The organism is Variovorax sp. GW821-FHT09D04, assembly GCF_059416405.1.
In genome coordinates this window covers 99,321-121,499 of sequence record NZ_JBWKPA010000001.1, presented here as the reverse complement: position 1 = coordinate 121,499, position 22,179 = coordinate 99,321, and the positions used below count along the sequence as shown (strand labels likewise).

25 protein-coding genes are annotated in these 22,179 nt (G+C 69.5%); 4 read left to right on the top strand and 21 right to left on the bottom strand.

Going from position 1 to position 22,179, the window contains the following annotated elements; translation table 11 throughout:
* Positions 1-206: 206 nt before the first annotated feature.
* On the top strand, positions 207-1,868 hold the full coding sequence (ettA, locus tag AC07O4_RS00640; RefSeq protein ID WP_062475998.1) for an energy-dependent translational throttle protein EttA: 1,662 nt from the start codon (positions 207-209) through the stop codon (positions 1,866-1,868).
* Between the two features lie 75 nt (positions 1,869-1,943).
* Here the strand turns inward: ettA and AC07O4_RS00635 are convergent, their stop codons facing one another.
* From AC07O4_RS00635 to AC07O4_RS00620, 4 genes are read right to left on the bottom strand one after another with little or no spacing between them, the layout of a single operon-like run.
* Entirely contained in the window at positions 1,944-2,576 is a 633-nt protein-coding gene (locus tag AC07O4_RS00635) for an aminotransferase class IV (protein WP_495303457.1), read from the bottom strand.
* Complete coding sequence (pabB, locus tag AC07O4_RS00630) at positions 2,573-3,703, bottom strand: aminodeoxychorismate synthase component I (protein ID WP_495303456.1); 1,131 nt, start codon at positions 3,701-3,703, stop codon at positions 2,573-2,575. Before pabB ends, AC07O4_RS00635 begins: the two co-directional genes overlap by 4 nt.
* 20 nt (positions 3,704-3,723) lie before the next feature.
* Positions 3,724-5,109: a TAXI family TRAP transporter solute-binding subunit gene (locus AC07O4_RS00625; protein ID WP_495303455.1), complete on the bottom strand. Its 1,386-nt coding sequence runs from the start codon at positions 5,107-5,109 to the stop codon at positions 3,724-3,726.
* Positions 5,110-5,136: 27 nt separating this feature from the next.
* Complete coding sequence (locus AC07O4_RS00620) at positions 5,137-6,165, bottom strand: P1 family peptidase (RefSeq protein WP_495303454.1); 1,029 nt, start codon at positions 6,163-6,165, stop codon at positions 5,137-5,139.
* Between the two features lie 40 nt (positions 6,166-6,205).
* Here AC07O4_RS00620 and AC07O4_RS00615 point away from each other — a divergent pair, with 40 nt between their 5' ends.
* Positions 6,206-7,507 carry an NAD(P)/FAD-dependent oxidoreductase gene (locus AC07O4_RS00615; protein WP_495303453.1) on the top strand — a complete coding sequence of 434 codons (1,302 nt, stop codon included), beginning with the start codon at positions 6,206-6,208 and terminating at the stop codon, positions 7,505-7,507.
* Between the two features lie 3 nt (positions 7,508-7,510).
* Here the strand turns inward: AC07O4_RS00615 and AC07O4_RS00610 are convergent, their stop codons facing one another.
* The 11 genes from AC07O4_RS00610 to AC07O4_RS00560 all read right to left on the bottom strand — a co-directional run bounded on the left by AC07O4_RS00610 (position 7,511) and on the right by AC07O4_RS00560 (position 15,242).
* The gene (locus tag AC07O4_RS00610) at positions 7,511-7,801 is read right to left on the bottom strand and encodes a copper-binding protein (protein WP_095746244.1); all 291 of its coding nucleotides are present in this window, start codon (positions 7,799-7,801) and stop codon (positions 7,511-7,513) included.
* 48 nt (positions 7,802-7,849) lie between these two features.
* Positions 7,850-8,299 (bottom strand): DUF411 domain-containing protein, encoded by a 450-nt coding sequence (locus AC07O4_RS00605; RefSeq protein WP_492680591.1) that lies wholly within the window; start codon positions 8,297-8,299, stop codon positions 7,850-7,852.
* Positions 8,300-8,320: 21 nt separating this feature from the next.
* The gene (locus AC07O4_RS00600; protein ID WP_159270863.1) at positions 8,321-8,842 is read right to left on the bottom strand and encodes a cupredoxin domain-containing protein; all 522 of its coding nucleotides are present in this window, start codon (positions 8,840-8,842) and stop codon (positions 8,321-8,323) included.
* 33 nt (positions 8,843-8,875) lie between these two features.
* Entirely contained in the window at positions 8,876-10,264 is a 1,389-nt protein-coding gene (locus AC07O4_RS00595) for a multicopper oxidase family protein (RefSeq protein ID WP_307696085.1), read from the bottom strand.
* A 1-nt stretch (position 10,265) separates the two neighbouring features.
* Positions 10,266-11,642, bottom strand: a complete 1,377-nt coding sequence (locus AC07O4_RS00590; protein WP_495304018.1) for a TolC family protein — start codon at positions 11,640-11,642, stop codon at positions 10,266-10,268.
* A gap of 200 nt (positions 11,643-11,842) precedes the next feature.
* Complete coding sequence (locus AC07O4_RS00585) at positions 11,843-12,253, bottom strand: hypothetical protein (protein ID WP_495303452.1); 411 nt, start codon at positions 12,251-12,253, stop codon at positions 11,843-11,845.
* A gap of 40 nt (positions 12,254-12,293) precedes the next feature.
* Positions 12,294-12,569 carry a hypothetical protein gene (locus tag AC07O4_RS00580; RefSeq protein ID WP_492736635.1) on the bottom strand — a complete coding sequence of 92 codons (276 nt, stop codon included), beginning with the start codon at positions 12,567-12,569 and terminating at the stop codon, positions 12,294-12,296.
* On the bottom strand, positions 12,566-13,573 hold the full coding sequence (locus AC07O4_RS00575) for a glycerophosphodiester phosphodiesterase (protein ID WP_495303451.1): 1,008 nt from the start codon (positions 13,571-13,573) through the stop codon (positions 12,566-12,568). The genes AC07O4_RS00580 and AC07O4_RS00575 overlap by 4 nt, the downstream gene beginning before the upstream one ends.
* The gene (locus AC07O4_RS00570) at positions 13,570-14,151 is read right to left on the bottom strand and encodes a YceB family lipoprotein (protein WP_062475964.1); all 582 of its coding nucleotides are present in this window, start codon (positions 14,149-14,151) and stop codon (positions 13,570-13,572) included. Before AC07O4_RS00570 ends, AC07O4_RS00575 begins: the two co-directional genes overlap by 4 nt.
* A 72-nt stretch (positions 14,152-14,223) precedes the next feature.
* Positions 14,224-14,712: a GNAT family N-acetyltransferase gene (locus AC07O4_RS00565; RefSeq protein WP_495303450.1), complete on the bottom strand. Its 489-nt coding sequence runs from the start codon at positions 14,710-14,712 to the stop codon at positions 14,224-14,226.
* 26 nt (positions 14,713-14,738) lie between these two features.
* Complete coding sequence (locus AC07O4_RS00560) at positions 14,739-15,242, bottom strand: P-loop nucleotide/nucleoside kinase family protein (RefSeq protein ID WP_495303449.1); 504 nt, start codon at positions 15,240-15,242, stop codon at positions 14,739-14,741.
* A gap of 526 nt (positions 15,243-15,768) precedes the next feature.
* Here AC07O4_RS00560 and idi point away from each other — a divergent pair.
* Together idi and AC07O4_RS00550 are read left to right on the top strand one after the other, a co-directional pair.
* The gene (gene idi / locus AC07O4_RS00555) at positions 15,769-16,314 is read left to right on the top strand and encodes an isopentenyl-diphosphate Delta-isomerase (RefSeq protein ID WP_495303448.1); all 546 of its coding nucleotides are present in this window, start codon (positions 15,769-15,771) and stop codon (positions 16,312-16,314) included.
* A 409-nt stretch (positions 16,315-16,723) separates the two neighbouring features.
* Positions 16,724-17,044, top strand: a complete 321-nt coding sequence (locus AC07O4_RS00550) for a LysR family transcriptional regulator (RefSeq protein WP_159275929.1) — start codon at positions 16,724-16,726, stop codon at positions 17,042-17,044.
* A gap of 33 nt (positions 17,045-17,077) precedes the next feature.
* On the opposite strand, the gene AC07O4_RS00545 is transcribed toward AC07O4_RS00550, so the two are convergent.
* The 6 genes from AC07O4_RS00545 to AC07O4_RS00520 all read right to left on the bottom strand — a co-directional run bounded on the left by AC07O4_RS00545 (position 17,078) and on the right by AC07O4_RS00520 (position 22,169).
* A complete protein-coding gene (locus AC07O4_RS00545) occupies positions 17,078-17,863 on the bottom strand; it encodes an amino acid ABC transporter ATP-binding protein (RefSeq protein WP_062475950.1) in 786 nt (261 codons plus the stop codon).
* Positions 17,847-18,500 carry an amino acid ABC transporter permease gene (locus tag AC07O4_RS00540; protein ID WP_495303447.1) on the bottom strand — a complete coding sequence of 218 codons (654 nt, stop codon included), beginning with the start codon at positions 18,498-18,500 and terminating at the stop codon, positions 17,847-17,849. The genes AC07O4_RS00545 and AC07O4_RS00540 overlap by 17 nt, the downstream gene beginning before the upstream one ends.
* A gap of 18 nt (positions 18,501-18,518) precedes the next feature.
* Positions 18,519-19,181 (bottom strand): amino acid ABC transporter permease, encoded by a 663-nt coding sequence (locus AC07O4_RS00535; RefSeq protein ID WP_495303446.1) that lies wholly within the window; start codon positions 19,179-19,181, stop codon positions 18,519-18,521.
* A 15-nt stretch (positions 19,182-19,196) separates the two neighbouring features.
* Positions 19,197-19,994, bottom strand: coding sequence for a transporter substrate-binding domain-containing protein (locus tag AC07O4_RS00530; RefSeq protein ID WP_495303445.1), 798 nt, complete (start codon positions 19,992-19,994; stop codon positions 19,197-19,199).
* Positions 19,991-20,746, bottom strand: a complete 756-nt coding sequence (locus AC07O4_RS00525; protein WP_495303444.1) for a GntR family transcriptional regulator — start codon at positions 20,744-20,746, stop codon at positions 19,991-19,993. Before AC07O4_RS00525 ends, AC07O4_RS00530 begins: the two co-directional genes overlap by 4 nt.
* 88 nt (positions 20,747-20,834) lie before the next feature.
* Positions 20,835-22,169, bottom strand: a complete 1,335-nt coding sequence (locus AC07O4_RS00520) for an MFS transporter (protein ID WP_495303443.1) — start codon at positions 22,167-22,169, stop codon at positions 20,835-20,837.
* Positions 22,170-22,179 lie beyond the last annotated feature (10 nt).

Here is a 22,179-nt window from a genome sequence, read left to right as displayed (position 1 = left end):
GAAGGTCAGGGGTGGGAGCCGGAAGACCCGCGGTGATTTGGGGTTTTCTTCGTCCCCGGCAGAGAGCCGGTTTGCGGGCAACTGGACCCGGCAACGAGGACTATTGTCGCATGAGTCGATAATCATTGGTTCGCCGCGCCCGGATCACTGTCCGGACGACCGTGCTTTTACGCAAATCCCAAGCTACCCAAGGTAATCATTCACAGATGGCTCAATACGTCTATTCGATGAACCGCGTCAGCAAGACCGTGCCGCCCAAGCGGCAGCTCTTGAAGGACATTTCGCTCTCTTTCTTCCCCGGCGCCAAGATCGGCGTGCTCGGCCTGAACGGCTCGGGCAAGTCCACGCTGCTCAAGATCATGGCGGGTGTGGACAAGGAATTCGAGGGCGAGGCCCTGCCCATGCCGGGGATGACGATCGGCTACCTGGAGCAGGAACCCAAGCTCAACGCCGAGCACACGGTGCGCGAATCGGTCGAGGAGTCCATGGGCGCGGTGTTCGCGGCCAAGGCGCGCCTCGAAGAGGTCTACATCGCCTACGGTGCTGAAGACGCCGACTTCGACGCGCTGGCGGCCGAACAGGCCCAGCTCGAAGCCATCATCGCCACCGCCGGCACCGATTCCGAGCACCAGCTCGAAATTGCCGCCGACGCGCTGCGCCTGCCGCCGTGGGACGCCAAGATCGGCCTGCTGTCGGGCGGTGAAAAGCGCCGCGTGGCGCTGTGCCGCCTGCTGCTGTCCAAGCCCGACATGCTGCTGCTCGACGAACCGACCAACCACCTGGACGCCGAATCGGTCGAGTGGCTCGAAGTGTTCCTGCAGCGCTTCACGGGCACCGTGGTGGCCATCACCCACGATCGCTACTTCCTGGACAACGCCGCCGAGTGGATCCTGGAAATGGACCGCGGTCGCGGCATTCCCTGGAAGGGCAACTACAGCACCTGGCTCGAGCAGAAGGGTGAACGCCTGGCGCAGGAGCAAAAGAGCGAAGAAGCCCACGCCAAGGCCCTGAAGAAGGAACTCGAGTGGTCGCGCCAGAACCCGAAGGCACGCCAGGCCAAGAGCAAGTCGCGCCTGGCCCGCTTCGAGGAGCTGAGCGACATGGAATACCAGAAGCGCAACGAAACGCAGGAAATCTTCATTCCTGTGGCGGAGCGGCTGGGCCAGCAGGTGTTCGAGTTCCACGGCGTCAGCAAATCCTTCGGCGACCGCATGCTGATCGACAACCTGAGCTTCACCGTGCCGCCGGGCGCGATCGTCGGCATCATCGGCCCGAACGGCGCCGGCAAGTCGACGCTGTTCAAGCTGCTCGCGGGCAAGGAAAAGCCGGACACGGGCGAGGTCGTCATCGGCCAGACCGTGAAGATGGCCTTCGTCGACCAGCACCGCGACGAGCTGGCGTCCGACAAGACCGTGTGGGAAGACATCTCCAACGGCCTGGACATCATCAACGTCGGCAAGTTCCAGATGGCCAGCCGCGCGTACGCGGGTCGCTTCAACTTCAACGGCGCCGACCAGCAGAAGAAGGTCGGCACGCTGTCGGGCGGCGAACGCGGCCGCCTGCACCTGGCCAAGACGCTGATCGCGGGCGGCAACGTGCTGCTGCTGGACGAACCCTCGAACGACCTGGACGTGGAAACCCTGCGCGCCCTGGAAGACGCGCTGCTCGAGTTCGCCGGCACCGTGATGGTCATCAGCCACGACCGCTGGTTCCTCGACCGCATCGCCACGCACATCCTGGCCGCCGAAGGCGACAGCCAGTGGACCTTCTTCGACGGCAACTACCAGGAGTACGAAGCCGACAAGAAGAAGCGCCTGGGCGAAGAAGGCGCGAAGCCGAAGCGCATGCGCTACAAGGCCCTCAAGTAAGACAGGACGCGGGCGGCTTCGGCCGCTTCGACAACCAGAGCGCGCGGTTCCGCAAGGGGCCGCGCGCTTTGTCGTTCAGGGAACGCCGTGGCCGACGAGGTCCGCGTCGAGCCAGCCGCGCAGGCTGTTGACGAAGGCGAGGGCTTCGGCGCGCGGCAGGTCGTCCACGCGCACGACCGCCTCGGTCAGTTGTCCTTCGCGCAGCCGGCGCGCGCGGCCGATGCCGTCGAGCAGCCCGCAGTGCAGCGGCGGCGTGACCCAGCGGCCGTCGAGTTGCAGCGCGATGTTGCCGCGCGTGCATTCGGTGATCTCGCCATCGCGGTTCCACAGCAGGGTGTCGAACACGCCCGGCTCGGTGGGCGCGAAGGCTTCGTAGTGCGCGCGGCGCGTGGTCTTGAAGCGCGAGAACTCGCTGTCGGCCTCGTCGAAGGCGCGCGCGGCCAGTTGCACGCGCACGCGCGGTGGCGGGGCGTCCATGGCGAAGGCTTCGGCGCGCGGTTGTCCTTGCGCGTCGAGCAGCAGGCGCACGCGCCATGTGCCTGCGGCATGCGTGGTGCGTAGTTGGTCCAGGCAGGCCGTCACGTGTGCTTCGTGCCACGGATAGCCGAAGTGCGCAGCCGCGTTGCGCATGCGCGCCAGGTGCGCGGGCGCATCGCGCAGTGCGCCATCGGCCAGCGCCAGGGTTTCGAGCAATTCGAAGGACGTCATGGTTGCGAAGATACCGCCGCGCCGAGAAAGACGCGCTTGTGCCGCCACTCGTCCCACTCCGCATCCGCCTGCGCATCGGCCGTGATGCCGCTGCCGATGCCGCAGCGCGCGGCGTTGCCGCGCAGCGTGACGGTGCGGATCGGCACGTTGAAGGTCGCGTGCCCGCCGGGCCGCACCACGCCCACGGCGCCGCAGTACACGCCGCGCGCGTCGGGCTCCAGCGCGCGGATCATGCGCATGGCGCTCACCTTCGGCGCGCCGGTGATGGAACCGCAGGGGAACAGCGCTGCGAACAGGTCGGCCAGCGTCGTGCCTTCGCGCAGCCGGGCTTCCACGTCGGAGGTCATCTGCCACACGGTGGGCAGCGCCTCGGTGTGGAAAAGGCGCGGCACGCGCACCGAGAAGGGCTGGGCCACGCGCGAGAGGTCGTTGCGGATCAGGTCCACGATCATCACGTTCTCGGCGCGCTCCTTGGGCACGGTGCGCAGCCGCAGCGCGTGGGCTTCGTCCTCGGCGGGCGTGGCGCCGCGCGGGGCGGTGCCCTTCATGGGGCGCACGAGGATGCGGTCGCCGTCGCGGTCGAAGAACAGCTCAGGCGACACCGACAGCACCTGCTCGTCGCCGGTGTCGATGAAGGCGCTGTAGCCGTTGGGCTGCGCCTGCCGCAGCGCATGGAACCAGGCCTGCGCGTCGCCGTCGAAAGTGGCGCGCAGCGGCGCCGTGTAGTTGAGCTGGTACAGCACGCCGTCGGCGATGGCGCGGTGGATCGCCTGCATGTTGCGGTCGAAGGCTTCGCGCGAGAGGTCGGCCGTCCACGCGACGGGCGCCACGGCGGGCACCGGCGCGTCCGGCCATGGCAACGCCTCGTCATGCACGCCGAACCAGGCCAGCGGCCCGTCGGCTGCATGCACGTCGAATGCGGGGTCGAACGCCGCGGCGGCCTCGTAGCGCAGGTGGCCGACGCACCAGCGGCCTTCGCGGGCCAGCGCCTCGACGGCCTCCAGCACAGGGCGCACCTCGTGCGGTGCATGGGCGACCAGCACACGCACGGGCGCACCGAAGGCAGTGCGCAGCCGGGTCGCCCCGTCGGTGCGCGGGTCGGCGAAATCGATCAGCGTGGACAGCAAGCGCGCGCCCGGGCCTTTTGTCAGGTGGCCGCGCGGACCGGCGCGGCTGCTGCTGCTGCTGCGCCCGCAGAGCCCGCGAGTGCCCGCTTGCGCACCGCGTAGATGTTGTTGCGCAGCGCGTAGAGCTCGTCGGCGTACGACAGCGGCACGGCCACCTTGTTGACCACGCGGTCGAGGTCGTCGAGTTCTTCCAGCAGCTTGTCGCGCTCGGCCTGGCTCTGGCGCCCGTCCACCTTGGCCTCGATGTCGCGCAGCCGCGCGTACCAGCGGAACACGCGGCGGCGCACGCGGAACTGGTACAGCGGCGGGATCACGCGGCTCAGCGGCAGCATCAGCACCAGCACGCCGCCCAGCACCAGCCACATGCGCTCGACCAGGTTGCTGGCCCAGAACGGCAGGTAGCGCTGCCAGAACGGCGGTGTGCCGTTGATCGCGCGGTCGCCCTCGGGGCTCACGGGCAGTTCGCTGGTGCGCGTGTTGGGGAAGTCGCGCGCGCGGTTGAACCAGCCGGCGTCGCTGTGCACGGTCTGCGCGGCCTGCGCGAACAGCTGGCGCAGGGCCGGGTGGGTCTCGTCGCGCGACAGCAGCGAGGTGGTGGCGGCCAGCAGCGACACGTCGTGCAGCGGCAGGTCTTTCGAGAGGTCGACCACGCCGCGCGGCAGCGACACGGCCGAGAGGAACGGAAAGCGCCGCGTGTAGGCCTCGGCCTGGCCGAAGTCCATGAGCTGGATGTCGCCGGCGCGCAGCAGCCGCTGCACCTGCGGCGACTGCGGCGCCGAGAACAGCACGATGGCATCGAGCAGCCCGGCCTGCAGCGCCTCGGCCGCGGCGGCCTGCTCGAGGTTCGACAGCAGCAGGTCGTCGGGCCCGAGCCGGTTGGCCTTGAGCAGCCGCTCCATGATCTCGGGCAGCCCGCTGCCGGGCAGGTCGACGTTCACGCGCAGGCCGCGCAGCTGCGTGAGCGAGGTCAGCGTGCCGGTCTTGCGATCGATCTTCTGCGCGGTGTCGGTGCGGTAGAAGAGCCAGATGGGCTCGAAGAACAGCGCGCCCAGCGAGCGCAGGCCGGCCTCTTCGTCGGCCACCGGGTCGGCGCTGCCGCCGCGCACGAAGGCCACGTCGGCGCTGCCGGTGCGCAGCAGCTGCAGGTTCTCGGTCGAGCCCGAGGTGGCCTTGAGCTCGACGGTGATGCCGCTGTGCTTCAGGGCGTCGGCGTAGCGCTTGCCGAACTGCGCATAGGCGCTGCCCGTGGGGCCGGTGGCCAGCGTCACGTGCTTGGGCGGCTGCGGCTGCAACCACCAGTAGGCCGCAATCAGCAGGCCGATGACGATGAACACGATCGGGCCGGCCGAGGCGATCAGGTCGCGGATCGACAGCAGGATCAGCTTCAGGGTGCGGGGAAACGCCATGGGGTGCCTCGTCGTGCAGTGCGCGGGTCAGCCGCGCGGTGCGGCCAGGTCGGCGGCGCAGGGAATGTGCAGCTCGCCCACGGTCATCGCGCGCGCGGCGCGCACCGCGCGCACCGTGGCGATCGCGGTGGCTTCGGCGGCCATGGTGCTCAGCACGGTCATGCCGGGCGCATCGCCTTCGAGCGGCACGCGGCCGGTGGCCAGTGCGAACAGCGTGTCGCCGTCGCTCATGGTGTGCACCGGGTTGATGGCGCGCGCCAGGCCGTCGTGCGCCACCATGGCGAGCCGGTTGGCCTGCACCTTGGTCAGCACCGCGTCGGTGGCGATCACGCCGATGGTGGTGTTGGTGCCCGCCAGCAGCGGCTTGGGCAGCTCGCCGCGCAGCAGCGCGCGGCGCGTGTCGAGCAGGGCGGCGCCGTCCTCGGTGCGCGCACCGGCCACGGGCAGCGCGGTGTCGGGGTCGATCACGTCGCCCAGCGAATTGACCGCGATGAGTGCGCCGACCGTGACGCCGCCCACGGTGACCGAGGCGGTGCCGATGCCGCCCTTCATCGCGCGATGCACGCCGAAGAGCTTGCCCACCAGCGCGCCGGTGCCCGCGCCGACGTTGCCTTCGGCGGGCGCGTCGGTCGAGGCGGCTTCGCAGGCGGCATAGCCCGCGGCCGCATCGGGGCGGATGCGCGCGTCGCCCATCGGCAGGTCGAACAGCACGGCAGCCGGCACGATGGGCAGGGTGCCGAAGCGCACGTCCATGCCGACGTCACGCTCTTCGAGCCAGCGCATCGCGCCCTCGGCGGCGGCCAGGCCCCAGGCGCTGCCGCCCGCGAGCATGACGGCGTGCACTTCCTGCACGAGGTTGCCGGGCGAGAGCAGGTCGGTTTCGCGCGTGCCGGGCGCAGCGCCGCGCACATCGACACCGGCCACGGCGCCGTCGCGCGCAATGATCACGGTGCAGCCGGTGGGGCGGCGGGTGTCGGAGAAATGGCCGACTTCGATGCCGGCGACGTCGGTGATGGCACCGGCGTGAGAAGAGGGGGAAGAAGACGCAGCGGACATGGCGGCCGATTATGGGACTGCGACCTTTACGATCCCCACAATGACAGTTGCAAGAAGTTTCTCCCCCGAGGGCGGCAGCCGCCACGTGGTGGTGATCGGCGCGGGCGCGGTGGGCTGCGCCACCGCCATCGAGGCCTTGCGCGCGGGCCTGCGCGTGACGCTGGTGGAGCCCGGCGAGCCGGGTGGCCCGCAGGCCACGAGCTACGGCAACGCCGGCTGGCTGTCGTCGCACTCCGTGGTGCCGCCCGCGCTGCCGGGGGCCTGGCGCAAGGTGCCGGGCTGGCTGGCCGACCCGCTCGGGCCGCTGGCGTTGCGCTGGCGCCACCTGCCGCGCGCGCTGCCGTGGCTGTTGCGCTACCTGGCCTCGGGCTGGACCGAGGCGCGCGTGCAGCGCACCGCCGACGCATTGCGCACGCTGCTGGCCGATGCGCCCGCGCTGCATGCGCAACTGGCTGCCGAGGCCGGCGTGCCGCAGCTCATCGAACGGCGCGGGCTGCTGCATGCCTACCGTTCGCGCGCCGAGTTCGACAGCGACGCGCTGGGCTGGCGCGTGCGCCGGCGCGCGGGTGTCCAGTGGGAAGAATGGCCGGCGGACGAACTGCGCCGCCGCGAGCCCGATCTGGCCGCGCGCTACACGCTCGGCATCTTCGTGCCCGAAGCCGGCCACTGCCGCAATCCGGGCGCCTACGTGGCGGCCCTCGCCCAACATGCGCTCGACGCGGGCGCCGAACGCGTCGCCGCGCGGGCCACCGGCTTTCGCATCGAGGGCGGCCGGCTGCGCGCCGTGCACACCGAGGCCGGCGAGATCGCCTGCGATGGTGCTGCCATCTGCGCCGGCGCGCGCTCGGGCCCGCTGGCCGCGGCGGCCGGCTCGGCGGTGCCGCTGGAGTCCGAGCGCGGCTACCACGTGGTGCTCGAAGGCGCCACGGCCGGCCCGCGCACGCCGACCATGGTGGCCGACGGCAAACTCATCGCGCACTGGATGGACGGCGGCCTGCGCGCGGCGGGCCAGGTGGAGATCGCGGGCCTCGAAGCGGCGCCCGACTGGCGCCGCGCCGAGATCCTGCACGCGCATCTGCAATCGATGTTCCCGTCGCTGGCACCGCCCGCGCCCGGTGCGTCTTCGGTGGCGCACTGGCTCGGACACCGCCCGAGCCTGCCCGACGGACTGCCGTGCATCGGCCCGTCGGCGGCCAGCGGCGACATCGTGCTGGCCTTCGGGCATGGCCACGTCGGCCTGTGCGGCTCGGCGCGAACCGGGCGGCTGGCGGCGCAGCTGCTGGCGGGCGTTGCGCCGGAGATACCGCTGGCGCCCTTCGATCCGGGGCGCTTCAGGTCCTGAGGTTCAGTTCACCGGCGTGATCGACAGCACGGTGAGTGCGCCGTCGACCTTGTCGACGGTGAACTTCACCTTGTCGCCGGCCTTCACCTTGGCGAGCAGCGCCGGGTCGCTCACGCGGAACACCATGGTCATGCCGGTCATCTCGAGGTTCGGGATGTCGCCGTGGCGCAGGGTGATCTTCTTGGCGTCGGTGTCGACCTTGCGGACTTCGCCTTCGACTTGAGGCAGGGTGGCCTGCGCGAACGCGGCGGCGGCGAGCACGAGGGTGGAGAGGGCGGTGAGGACTTTTTTCATGGTCGGTGTTCCTTCCTGGTTTGGATGGGATGAAGGGTGAAGAGGGGCTCAGCGGTAGCTCTGGAAGACACGCGTGCTGCCGTCGGCCAGCACCAGCAGCACGTCGTAGGCGTCGCGCTGGTCGCCGTAGGCCGGGCCGTCCATGCCGGGCGAGCCGATGGGCATGCCGGGCACGGCCAGGCCGATGGCCTTGGGCTTTTCCTTCAGCAGGCGCTGCATCTCGCGCGCCGGCACGTGGCCTTCGATGGCGTAGCCGCCGACGCGGCCGGTGTGGCACGAACCCAGCTTCGCCGGAATGCCGAGCCGCTCGCGCGCGGGGCCGTTGCCCTCGTCGTGCACGCGCGTGGCAAAGCCGTTCTTGTTGAGGTGCTTGACCCAGTCCTGGCAGCAGCCGCAGTTCGGGTCTTTCCAGATCTCGACCATCGGCGCGGCGGCCTGCGCGGCGAGCGGCAGGGACGCGGTGGCGGCGGCGAGTTTCAGGAGGGTTCGTCGTTGCATGGTGGAGTTCCTTTCAGTGGGTCATCGTGCGGGCGCGGCAGCGGCCCGCACGCGCACGCGGCCGGCCATGCCGAGTTCGTAGTGGTCCTTCACGAGGCAGGCGAAGTCGAAGTCGCCGGCGCGGTTGAAGGTCCAGATCAGTTCGCCGGTCTTGCCCGGCTGCACATGCGCCATCCAGGGCTCGTCGTGCTCCATGCCGGGGTGCTTCTTCATCATGGCGGCATGGTCCTCGATGACGGCGGTGGTGCCAAGCACCAGCTCGTGCAGGTCCTTGCCGCGGTTCTTCAGCCGCAGGCGGATGGTGTCGCCTTCGCGCACCTCCAGGACCGAGGGCGTGAACGTCATGTCGTCGGCCATCGCGATGTCGATGGTGCGCTTCACGGCGCTGGCCTTGCCGGCGATGCCCCAGGCTTTCTGCTCGGGTGCGAGCGATGCGGCAGCGGCCTTGCCGGCTTCGGGCGCGTGGTTTTCGTGAGCCGTGGCGAGCGTGGTGACGGCTGCGAGTGCGAGGCCGGCGACGAGGGTGGAGAAACGGGTGTTCATGAATGGAATCTCAAAAAAGTTGGATCGATGCGATCAGTGGTTGTGGGCCCCATGGCCCGAGGGCTTGCGCACGGTGGCGCTGCCGCTGTCGGGGCTGGCGGGTGCGGTGCCCGTCTTGCGCGGCGCCACCGGCGCACCGCTGGCCGACACCTCGCGCGCGACCGTGCCGGCCGGGTGCTTGAACCAGCCCGGGTCGCGGTAGTCGCCCGGCTTCTGGTCGCGCCGCACCTTGAGCAGCGTGAACATGCCGCCCATCTCGGCCGAGCCGAAGGGGCCGGTGCCGGTCATCATGGGCACGGTGTTCTCGGGAATGGGCATTTCCATCTCGCCCATGTCGGCCATGCCCTTGTCGCCCATCACCATGTAGTCGGGCACGAGCTTCTTGATCTTCTCGGCCACGCCCTTGTGGTCCACGCCGATCATGGTCGGCACGTCGTGGCCCATCGGGCCCATCGTGTGGTGCGCCTTGTGGCAGTGCAGCGCCCAGTCGCCTTCCTCGTCGGCAATGAACTCCATCTGCCGCATCTGGCCCACCGCCACGTCCACCGACACCTCGGGCCAGCGCGCGGTGCGCGGCACGGGGCCGCCGTCGGTGCCCGTGACCTCGAACTCGTGGCCGTGGATGTGGATCGGGTGGTTGGTCATCGTGAGGTTGCCCGCGCGGATGCGCACGCGGTCGCCACGGCGCACGTTGAGCGTGTCGATGGCCGGGAACACGCGGCTGTTGAAGCTCCAGATGTTGAAGTCGGTCATGGTGTTGACCTTGGGCGTGGCGCTGCCGGGCTCCACGTCGAAGCTGCCGAGCAGGAAGCAGAAGTCGCGGTCGACCTTCTCGATCAGCGGATGCTCCGCCTTCGGGTGCGTGACCCAGAAGCCCATCATCCCCATCGCCATCTGCACCATCTCGTCGGCATGCGGGTGGTACATGAAGGTGCCGGGGCGGCGCGCGGTGAACTCGTAGACGAAGGTCTTGCCCGGCGGAATGTGCGGCTGCGTGATGCCGCCCACGCCGTCCATGCCGTTGGGCAGGCGCTGGCCGTGCCAGTGCACGGTCGTGTGCTCGGGCAGCTTGTTGGTCACGAAGATGCGCACGCGGTCGCCCTCGACCACCTCGATGGTCGGGCCGGGCGACTGGCCGTTGTAGCCCCACATGTTGACCTTGAAGCCGGGCGCCATCTCGCGCACGACGGGTTCGGCGACGAGGTGGAATTCCTTGACGCCGGCGTTCATGCGCCAGGGCAGCGTCCAGCCGTTGAGCGTGACGACGGGGTTGTAGGGCCGGCCGTTGGGCGGCACGAGCGGTGGCGCGGTGGCGGTCGAGGCCTGTGTCACCGGCTCGGGCAGTGCAGCCATGCTCACGCGGCTCACGGTGGTGGCGGCCACGGCCGTGGCGGCGCCCGCAAAGAAGTTGCGACGGTTCATGTCAGTGGCCTCCCGCCGCAGGTTCGTTGGTGGCCGCGGTCTGCAGGGCCGTCATGCCGCCGGGCGAGCTGCCCGTGAGCACCAGTTGAAGGTCGGTGTCGGCCAGCCAGAAATCGCGCTGGGCCTCCATGCCGGCGTTCACGGCGAGCATGCTGGCGCGCGTTTCGCCGAGCAGTTCCCACACGCTGGCGAGCATGCCGTTGTAGCGCAGCACCATCTCCTCGTTGACCTGCTTGCGCAGCGGCAGCACCTCGTCGCGGTAGCGGCGCGCCAGGGCGTAGGCGGTGTTCCAGCCCTGCCAGGCTTCGCGCGCCTCGCTGGCCGCGAGCACGCCCACGTCGCGCACGCGCGCGGCCGACTGCAGGTACTGCGCCTCGGCGCGGCCGCTGCGGGCCTGGCCCCAGTCGAAAATCGGAATCGGCAGCTCGAGCTCGAAGCCGCGCGTGGTCGATTTCGAGCGATCGGCGTCGTTCTCGAAGGTGGTGTTGCGCACCACGCCCAGTTCCATCGCATTGATCATGCGGGTGGCGTGCGTGAGGCCGAGCGAACCGGCCACGGCCGTGTTCTGCGCCTGCGCCGAGCGCACGTCGAGCCGGTCGCGCAGCGCCAGGGCCTGCACGTCGCCGAGTTCGGGCGCGGCCTTCGGCAGCGGCGGCAGGCGGTCGGGCAGGGTGTAGCCGATGCGCGCGCCGCTCAGGCCCAGCAGGCGCGTGAGCTGTTCGCGGCTCGCCACGGCCGCCTGCTCGGCGCGTGCGAGCTGCGCGGATGCGTCGGCCAGCAGCAGCTGTTCGCGCGTGCGCTGCAGCGCGCTCCAGTTGCCGACTTTGGCCATGCGGTGCGCCAGTTCGGCGCCGGCCTCGGTGGCGTCCTTCGCATCGCGCAGGTAGCTCACGCTCTGCTGCGCGGCCACCGCGCGCACCCAGGCGCGGCGGGTGTCGGCGGCCAGCAGCAGCACGCTTTGCGCCGCCTGCAGCTTGGCGGCTTCGTGCCGCTGGCCGGCCCAGCGCGCCTGCCACGGCAGCGTGAGCAGGCCCACCACGTTGAAAGTCAGCATGCGCTCGAACTCGCGCTCGCTGCCCTGCGCCAGCCGACTGAAGGACAGCACCGGGTTCGGCAGGCTCGCGGCCTGCACGCGGTCGGCGTCGCTCAGTTGCAGCGTGGCAAAGGCGTCTTGCACGCGCGGGCTGTTGACGAGCGCGATGCGCACCGCGGCTTCGGCGTCCAGCGGCTTGGCCAGCAGCGCGTCGACGCTTTGCTGCGAGGCGTCGTCCGGCTTGCGCTGGGCCGCGGCGCCCGCCATGAGCGGGTTGCCGTCGACCAGCGCCTGCACGTCGCCGGCGCCGCCGTCGGGCGACAGGCTGGCGCAGCCGGCGAGCACCAACGCAGCGGTCAGCGCGGTGGCGGTTCTGAGGAATGAAAAGTGACTTTTTCGCCCGGGGGGCGGGCTATCTGTTCGACAGCGGGGGATGCCGGCATACGGCCGGCGAGCAAGGGAATTCACGAGCGATCTCCATGGGCAATACGGCGAACGCTGCGAGCCGGCAAAGGCTCACTGCGGACGGACTACGGGCAGGAAGATCAGGAAATGGGCGGCTTGAAGCCCAGGACGGGCTCGGCGCTGGCAAAGCGGGCCGCGTGCGCGGCCGGCGGCGCCTGGGGCGCCGCATGCGGGGTGTCGACCAGCGGCATGCCGCCGAGCGCCACCGTGTGGCAGACCTGGCAGGCGACACAGGTGCCGCAGTTCGCGTGGTCGGTGCCGTGGGACTGCTGCGAATCGCCGCTGTTGTCGTGCATGGCCGCCATGTCGTGGCCGGTGTCGGCCTCCATGGTGGCGTCATGGCAGTGCGATTCGGCGATGCCGGCTGCTGCAGCCACCACCGCCTCGGCGGCGGGCAGCGAATGCCGCACCATCTCGACCGCCATGGCGTCGCCGAGCCAGCCGCGGATGGGCAGCAGGGCGATCATGAGGGCGAGCAGCAGGGTGCGCATGGTTGGGCGCGATGATAAACCGGGGCGGGGCGCCGGCGCCTCAAGACACCAGTTGGCCGCGGGCCTTGTCGACCCACACCTGCAGGTTGTCGAGCAGGTCTTTCTGGCTGAACGAGCAGCTTTCCTCGCTGAAGAGCGCGCTCGATTCGAGGCGGTCCAGCAGGTTCAACAGCACCTCGCCGTAGCGCGGCGGCAGGACGGCGAGCAGCTCGGTGCTGGCGCGCGCGGCCGTGGAGAGCGTGGCGACCGAGCCGCCGCCGCCTTGCAGCGCGGCGATGCCCGAGGCGATGGTGTCGAGTTGCGTCACGGTGCTCATGAGGTGGCCTTCGCTGGTGGTGGCAGTGCCAGTCCGCGCTCGCGCATCAGGTCGCGCAGCACGTCGGGGTAGTCGGTGATCAGGCCATCGGCGCCCGCGTCCATGAGCCGCACCATGTCGGCGCGCTGGTTCACGGTCCAGGGCACGACCTTCATGCCGAGCTTCTGCGCCTCGCGGATCGCGGGGGCGCCCAGGTCGGCGTGCGCCGGCGACCAGATCACCGGGCCGGTCGAGGCACCGGCCGCGGCCTTCACCAGCTGCGGCACCGAGGCGAAGCTCGCGGGGTCGAGGCCGGCGGTCCAGCGGCTGTCCTTCAGCGTGCGGGGCGTGGTGAGGTAGGCGCGCGACAGCTGCGGCGCGAGCTGGCCGACCAGCGCGAGCGTGCGCCAGTCGAAGCTCTGGATGGTCACGCGGTCGGCCATCTTCGCCTTGTCGATCTCGGCCAGCAGCGCGCGCACCATGGGCTCGGGCGCGGCGGTCTCGTCGGGCTTCGTGGGATCGATCTTGGTCTCGATGTTGAAGTGCACCCGCGCGGCATCGGCGCCGCGCGCCTGCACCTGCGCGAACAGCGCGGCCAGCGTGGGAATGCGCTCGCCGTCGCGCGGTTGTTGCAGCGCGAACTGCTTGCCGTAGTTGCTCTCGGGGTTGAGGCGGCCCACGTCGTAGGTCTGCAGCTGCGCCAGCGTGAGCGAGCGCACGGAAGGGGCGGGCTTGGCCGTGAGCCAGGCGCCGCGCGCGTCGCGCGTGTGGTCGGCGTTGAGCGCCGTGTCGTGCGACACCACCACCACGCCGTCGGCCGTGAGCCCGATGTCGAGTTCGAGCGTGGTCACGCCCAGGTCCATCGCGTTGGAGAACGCGGCCAGCGTGTTCTCGGGCGCCAGGCCGCGTCCGCCGCGGTGGGCCTGCAGGTCGAAATGCTGTTTCGCCTTCGGGGCGATGGCGGCGCAGCCGGCGCTGACGAGCGCAGCGGCGATCAGGACAAGAAGGGCGGCACGTTGTTTCATTTGAGTTGCACTTTGATGCCGTTGTCTTGCACCGTGATGTCGCCCACCTCGTAGGTCTTGCGCCCGACCGTGAGTTCGTCGGCCGTGAAGCTGCGCAGGATCTGGCCCTGCAGCAGTTCCTGCGCGACCACCGCGCCGACCTTCTGCAGGCGCTCGGCGTCGCGGCCTTCCACGCCCTGCAGCTCGAGGCGCTCGGCCTTGGGCTGATCGAGCCGCAGCGCGCGTGCCGCCGCGTCGTAGCGCAGCGCGCTGCTCACCGACACCACGCCCTGCACCGGCGAGGCCGCCAGCAGCGGGCTGGCGATGGTCAGCGTGGCCGTGATGGCCGCGCGGTTGGCGCGCCCGTCCAGGCCCAGCTGCGGGTCGCGCAGCCCGACCATGAAGATCTCGGCATAGCGCTCGGCCACCGGAAAGCGCTTGGCGATCTGCGACTGCAGCTCCTCGCGCGTGGCGGTGTATTCGTTGGTGAAGAAGTTGAAGCCGGCCAGCGCCGCGAACGGCGCGGGCAGGGCGGCGGCGCCCAGCAGCGCGCGCAGCACCCGACGGCGGAAATGAGAGGGCGGGATTCGGTCGGTCATGGAGCTTGCGAGCTTGCCACAGGCGGCGATGTTCCCGCCAGCGCCGAAGGGGCGCGTCGGCGTGTCGGACGGTCAGCCGTCGACGCGCAGTTCGTAGCGCGCAAACGTCCCGCCGCGCAGGTCGATGCAGCTGTGCAGCGCGAAGCCGAAGCCCTCGTACAGCGTGCGCAGCGCGGTGCGGTCGGCCACGCAGTCCAGCCGCAGCCAGGGGCGCCCGAGCGCGCGGGCGTGGTCGCGCGCATGGCCCAGCAACGCGCGCGACACGCCCCGGCCCGCCCAGGCGCGGCGCACGGCCAGCTTGTGCACGAAGAGCGCGCTGCCGGGCGCGATCTCGGGCCAGAACGACGGGTCTTCCAGATCGAGGCGCATCACGCCGGCCCAGTCGCCGTTCTCCTTGGCCACCACGTAGCGGCCGGCGTCGGTGTCGCGCTGGATGCGTTCGAGGCCGGTGTCGGCGGCGCTCCAGAGCGGGCGTCCACCCTCGGCGAGCCATTGCGCGGCTTCGGTCAACACGGCGGCGACGGCGGGCGCTTCGGTGGAAAGGGCGGGTTCGATGTGCATCGGCGCGCAGCTTACCGGCACCGGTGTCAGGCGTGCCGGATCACGTGGAACCCTTCCTCGGCCGTGGGCGGCACGAAGTGGCGGGTGATCAGGTCGAACTGCGCGTCGGAGGTTTCGAAGGGGTGCTCGCCCGCCGCGTTGCGCGCCCGCAGCCGTGCCTTGCAGATGTCGTCCGGCACGTCGAGAAAGTGCAGCTGGTGCGCCGCGCCGGCCTGCTCGAAGAGGCCGCGCGCCCAGGCGCGGTGGCTCACGGTGTTGGCCGGAAAGTCGAGCACCACCGACACGCCGGCGCCCAGCAGCGCGCAGACGTGCTCGCCCATCGCCTGCTTGAGCCGGCCCGCGGCGCGCACGTAGTCGGGCAGTGCGTGGATTTCGCCGGGGTAGAGCGCGGCGAGCCAGGTGTCCTCGCTGATGCACACGGTGGCGGGCGCCAGCGCCAGGCGCCGGGTCAGCGTGGATTTTCCGGCGCCGATCTTGCCGCAGACCATGTGCAGCACAGGTGAGGGAGATGTGGGGGGTGTCGATGTCATTCGGTCTCCTGCGGGTGGGGAACAGACCTCGGGAGACGGACAAGAAAAACCCGCCTCCTGGGGCGGGTTGCATGGCGTGGTTTCGAACCGTGCGCTAGCTCACCCGCTCTCGCGAGAGCGGGCGAATGATCGATGCGGTGCGAAGGCGGGCCATGGAGGGCGAGGTTAACCCGGCCCGGGGCGCGCGGGAAAGCGCCGGCGATCACGCGTTGCCGATGGCGCGCCGTTGACCGGGCCACGAGGGGCGAACCAGGAACCACGGTTTGAAATGCGCAAGAAATACCTGTGGGGCGATTTGGGCTCATTTGTGAATCGGATTCGATATTTTTGTTATCTATGTAATTATTTGTGTTTATTCCATTTTTTATATTCCTAGCCGGTGTAATCAGTTCGAACTAATTTGAATTTCTTATTGCAGTCTGGCAAAAAATACGTGCTAAAGAAGTGGACCGGTTTTTTTCGAAGCCGCCAGGCCACGTAAATCGCAGGGCCGCGAGGCTCCGGGCCCTCATTTCTGGAGCAGCTCATGGACGAATTCCTGATCGCCGTCGACGCCGATGACCGGCCGCTGCACGCGGTCGAAAAGATGAGTGCCCACCGCGAGGGCATCCTGCACCGGGCGTTCTCGATCTTCCTGTTCGACACGCAGGGCCGCGTGCTGCTGCAGCAGCGCGCGCTGGGCAAGTACCACTCGCCCGGCCTGTGGAGCAACAGCTGCTGCGGGCACCCGCGCCCCGGCGAGGACACCGGCGCGGCCGCCCTGCGGCGGCTGCACGAAGAGCTGGGCCTGCGGTGCGCGCTGCAGCCGGTGACGGCCTTTCTCTACCGGGAGGCGGTGTCCGCGGAACTGGTCGAGCACGAGTACGACCACGTGTTCGTCGGCATCGCGCACGGGCTGCCGCAACCCGACCCCGGCGAGGTGCGCGAGTGGCGATGGCTGGCCTTGCCCGACCTGCACCGCGAACTGGCGCGGGCCCCGGCGCACTTCACGATCTGGCTGCACCGCATCGCCGAGCGCTTCGGGCCGGAAGGCCTGGGGGCCTGGCGGGAGCGCGCGTTGGCGGCGCATTGACGGCGCATTGACGCGCGGCCCCGGCCAGGCCCGCAAGGCCCACCGATTCCCGTGGCTTTCGGCCGAATTGCACTTACCTCCAAAGTTCTATATCAAAAAATTTCTCTTTAACAGGAACTGTGATTGCACTAAATTCTCAATTCACTCCCGGCGATGCCTTACAAGCCTGGGAGTCGGTTAATTCAAGGATTTGATGAGAAGGAATCACCTCTGTTGAATTGGATTGGATCCGTGGTTTGCGTCCGTGGTCATGGGAATTCACGCAATTAGAATTCCCCGTTGCGTGGCCTTCTCGCCATTCGATGCGATTGAATTGCTTTGAAAGAAGGCAGACATGAAGCAGAAGAGCGAACAGGCCGCGGTGTACCCCTGCACGTCCACGACAGCCCCCGGCTGAAAGGTGGCTGCGGTGTTGCGCATCACCTTCCGGCAACTGGAGGCCTTTCACTGGGCCGCGACCTTGGGCTCCGTCAACGCGGCGGCCCGCCACCTCTTTGTCAGCCAACCGGCCATCACGGCCCGCGTGAGGGAACTCGAAGGCATCCTCGGGCACGCGCTGTTCGCGCGCAGCCAGCAGGGCGTGCAGCTGACCGCGGCCGGCGACGAACTCTTCCAGCAGGTGCAGCAGCTGCTGAAGGCGGGCGAAGAGGTCGAGCGGCGCGGCGGGCGGCTGGTGCCGCCGCTGGCCGCGGGGCTGCGGCTGGGCATCGACGAATCGCAGCACCTGTAGCGGCGGCCGCTGCTGCCGCTGCCACGCGCGCGGTCAGTCGTGCAGCGACGACAGGAACTGCTTCAGCTCCGGCGTCTGCGGCGCACCGAACAGTTCCGCCGGCGGGCCCATCTCGTGCACGCGGCCCTGGTGCATGAAGATCACGCGGTCGCTGACCTTGCGCGCAAAGCTCATCTCGTGCGTGACCATCAACAGCGTCATGCCTTCGTCGGCCAGCGACTCCACCACGCGCAGCACCTCGCCGACCAGCTCGGGGTCGAGCGCCGAGGTGATCTCGTCGCACAGCAGCACGGCCGGTTCCATCGCGAGTGCGCGGGCAATGGCCACGCGCTGCTGCTGGCCGCCCGACAGCTGCTCGGGCATCGCATCGAACTTCTCGGCCAGGCCCACGCGCTCGAGCAGCTTGCGCGCCTGCGAAGCGGCTTCCATCGACGATCGCTTCTTCACCAGCGTGGGCGCCAGCATCACGTTCTTGCCGACCGTGAGGTGCGGGAACAGGTTGAAGCCCTGGAAGATCATGCCCACGCGCTGGCGCAGCGTGCGCATGGCCATCGCGCTCTCATGCAGGAGCGGCTTGCCGTCGACCGTGAGCGCACCTTCCTGGAACACCTCGAGCCCGTTGATGCAGCGCAGGAGCGTGCTCTTGCCCGAGCCGCTCTTGCCGATGATGGCGATCACCTCGCCGCGCTTCACGTCCAGGTCGATGCCCTTGAGCACCTCGTTCGTGCCGTAGGACTTGCGCAGCGCCGTGATGCGCACGATGGGCGCGGCGAACGATGCGGCTTCGGGTTGTGTTTGGGGTTCAAGCACGGCGGCCATGGGTCTTCCTCTCGAGGGTCTTGGCGTACAGGCTCACGGGGAAGCACAGCACGAAGTAAAGCAGGGCGACGCAGCTGAACACCACGAAGGGCTGGAAGGTGGCGTTCGAGATCATGCTGCCGGCCTTGGTGAGTTCGACGAACCCGATCACCGACGCCAGCGCCGTGCCCTTGATCACCTGCACCAGGAAACCGACCGTCGGTGCGATGGCGATCTTCACGGCCTGCGGCAGGATCACGTGGCGCATCTGCTCGCCGAAGCTCAGCGCCAGGCTGCCCGAGGCCTCCCACTGGCCCTTGGGGATCGAGGCCACGCAGCCGCGCCAGATCTCGGTGAGAAAGGCGCTGGTGTACAGCGTGAGCGCCACGCTCGCGGCGGTCCACGCCGACACGTCGATTCCGAACAGCGCGATGCCGAAGTAGGCGAGAAACAGCTGCATCAGCAGCGGCGTGCCCTGGAACAGCTGCACGTACAGGCCCACGACCCGCTGCGCCGCCTTGCCGCCGCGCAGCCGCGCGAACGGCAGCAGCGCACCCACGATCCCGCCGCCGACGAAGGCGATGAGCGAGAGCACGACGGTCCAGCGCAGCGCCATCAGCAGGTTGCGCAGGATGTCCCACAGAGAAAAATCGACCATGGTGCAAGGGCCTCGCGTTCAGCGGCCGAAGAAGAAGCGCGGCCCCGCCCACTGGAGCAGGCGGCGCAGCGCCACGGCCAGCGCCAGGTAGATGAGCGTGGCGACGATGAAGGATTCGAAGGCGCGGAAGTTGCGGCTCTGGATCAGGTTGGCCGCATAGCTCAGCTCCTCGGTCGAGATCTGCCCGCACACCGCCGAGCCCAGCATCACGATGACGATCTGGCTCACCATCGCGGGCCACACCTTCTTGAGCGCCGGCGGCAGCACCACGCGCAGGAACACCTGCGCCTTGCTGAGCGCCAGGCTCACGGCGGCCTCGATCTGCCCCTTGGGGGTGGCCTCGATGCCGGCGCGGATGATCTCGGTGGAATACGCGCCCAGGTTCATCACCATCGCGATCACCGAGGCCACCTCGGGCGAGAGCTTCACGCCCGCGGCCGGCAGCCCGAAGAAGATGAAGAACAGCTGCACGATGAAGGGCGTGTTGCGGATCAGCTCCACGTACGCGCCCACGAGCGCGCGCAGCCACGCCGGCCCGCCCGAGCGGGCCCACGCGCACAGCGTGCCCACGGCCAGGCCGAGCACGGTGCCGACGGCCGTGAGGCCCAGCGTCCACGCCGCGCCGCGCAGCAGCAGCGGCCACTCGGCGAGCACCGCGCCGAAGTCGAATTCAATGCCCATGGCCGCGCCCTTCGATCAGACCGGCAGGTCGCCGGCGGCCTTGCCGAGCCACTTCTTGGACATCGCGTCGAGCGTGCCGTCCTTCTTGGCTGCGGCAATGATCTCGTTGACCCGGGTCTTCAATGCGGTCTCGCCCTTGGCGATGCCGATGAAGCAGGGGCTGTCTTTGAGCAGCAGCTTGTACTCGGCGCTCACCTTCGGGTTCTTCGCGAGCATGTCGCCGGCCACCGCCGCGCTGGTGGCGAGGGTTTGCGTCTGGCCGGCCACGAAGGCGGCGATCGTCGCGTTGTTGTCCTCGAAGCGGCGGTAGTCGACGTTCGGCGGCGCCACCTTGTTCAGTTCCTGGTCTTCCATGGCGCCGCGCGTCACGGCGACGGTCTTGCCGGCCATGTCGGCGAAGCTGGTGAGCTTCATGCTCTTGGCCGCATACACGGCCTGGAAGAAGGGCGCGTAGGCCGCGCTGAAGTCGATCACCTTCTCGCGCTCGACGTTCTTGCCGAGCGTGGAGATCACGAGGTCGGCCTTGCGCGTCTGCAGGTAGGGAATGCGGTTGGCGCTGGTCACCGGCACCAGCTCGACCTTCACGCCGAGCTTGGCGGCGACGAGCTGCGCCATCTCCACGTCCAGGCCCTGCGGCTGCATGTTGCGGTCGACCGAGCCGTAGGGCGGGTAGTCGGTGGGCACGGCGATCTTGATGGTCTTGGCCTTGAGCACGTTGTCGAGCGCGTTCTGCGCCTGGGCGGTGCCGGTGGCGGCCAGCAGGGCGGCGCTGGCCAGCGCGAGGGCAAGACGGCGGGAGGCGAAAGAGGTCATAGCAGGGCTCCTAGGTAGGTCGATGAATCGGTGGCGTCGTCGGCGGGCGCGGCCTTGCGGCGGCGCTTCGGCGCGGGGGTGTTGTTCAGCGGTGCCAATGCATCGCGCAGCTGCGCGAGCGGGTCGGCGGGCGCCTGCACGCGCAGCGCCGACTGCACCGTGCCGATGTGTTCGGCCATCAGCGCCTCGGCGGCGGCGTGGTCGCCGCGCTCCAGCGCCGCGACGATCTGCACGTGGTCTTCGCACGACTGCACGGCGTCATGCGTGCTCTGGTAGAGCATGGCGATCAGCGTGGTGCGCGCGGTGAAGTCGCGCAGCGTGTCGGCCAGCAGCGTGTTGCCCAGGCATTCGGCCAGGCACACATGGAAGTCGCCCAGCAGGAAGCTGCGGTGGCCGACGTCGCTCTCTTTCAGTGCGGCCTTTTCACGCTGCAGGTGCGCCTTCAATTGGCGCAGGGCGGCCTTGTCGATCCGGCCCGTGCTGCGGATGAGGCCGAGCTCGATCACGCGCCGCGCCTCGAAGGCCTCGCGCGCCTCGTCCTGCGAAGGCTCGATGACGAACCAGCCGCGCCGCGCGCTCACCGTGACGATGCCGCGCGCGGCCAGCCGCGTGAGCGCCTCGCGCACGATGGTGCGGCTGCAGTCGAACAGCATCGCCAGCGGCTGCTCGCCCAGGCGCGCGCCGGGCGCGAGCTTCTGCGCCATCACCGCTTCGACGATGCGTGCACTGATTTCGGATGCGGAGATGGCCATAGGCCTGCATATCAGCAGCTTCCGTGCCAACTGGTATGCAAGCTGTGTGCACCGAAATGGGCCGGCCGCGGTGCGCCGGCGGTGCGCGCTAGCGCTGGCCGAGCGCGCTGCGGGGCAGGGCCAGCAGCATGAGCAGCGCCGACAGCACCAGCGCGCCGCTCAGCACATACAGGCTGGCCGTGAAGCCGCCCGTGAGCGTCTTGAGCGCGCCCACCATCATCGGCGCCACCAGCCCCGCGCTGCCGCCGATGGTGCTGATGAGCGCGATGCCCGCCGCCGCGGCGCTCCTGGACATGAAGCTGCCGGGAATCGCCCACAGCACGGTGAAGGCGCTCGAGATGCCCATCGACGCCAGCGCCAGGCACAGCACGGCGGCCACGGGGCTGTGCATGAAGAGCGTGGTCAGCGCCAGGCCGGCCGCGCCCGCGAGCGCGCCCAGCGCGAAGTGCCAGCGGCGTTCCTGGTGCCGGTCGGAGTGGCGCCCCACGAGGATGTTGGCCGCGATGCCGGCCACGGCGGGAATCACCGAGTAGAAGCCGATCTGCAGCACGCTGAGCCCCATCGACTTCAGGATCGTCGGTTGCCAGAACGACAGCGCATAGATGCCCAGGATGATCAGGAAGGACATGAAGCCGATCAGCCACACGCGCCCGTCGCGCATCGCCGCGCCGAAGGTGTGGCGCCCGGCGGCGCCGTGCGCGGCCTGGTCCTCGGCCAGCAGGTGGGCCACGCGCTGCTTCTCGGTCGCCGAGAGCCACGGCGCCTGCGCCGGGCTGTTCGACAGCGTGCGGAAGGCGATGACGCCCAGCAGCACGCTCGGCAGCCCTTCGAGCAGGAACAGCCACTGCCAGCCGCGCAGCGCCAGTACGCCGTCCAGGTAGGTCATCGTGAGCCCGGCGATCGGCCCCGCGACGATGGGCGCCGCGCCGAAGGCCATGAAGAAGAGCGCGGTGGCCTGCGCGCGGCGGCGCGAGGGGAACCACAGCGTCAGGTAGAACAGCACGCCCGGCGCGAAGCCGGCCTCGAACACGCCGATGAGAAAGCGCAGCACGTAGAACTGCGTGGGCGTGGTGGCGAACATCATCGCCGCCGAGGCCAGGCCCCACAGGCCCATGATGCGCAGCAGCGTGGCACGCACGCCGATCTTCGCGAGCATCAGGTTGCTCGGGATCTCGAACACCGCGTAGCCGAGAAAGAAGATGCCGGCGCCCAGCCCGAACACCGCGTCGCTGAAGCCCAGCTGGTCCTTCATCTGCAGCTGCGCGTAGCCGACGTTGGTGCGGTCCAGGTAGTTCAGCACGTAGCAGGCGCACAGCAGCGGCATCAGCCGCCAGGTGATCTTGCGAAAGAGCGCGGCGTCGTCGCGCGCATCGGCCGAAGCCGGCGTGCGCGCGCCGGCGGCGTCGAGGGTGGCGGTGTTCATCGGTGTGTCT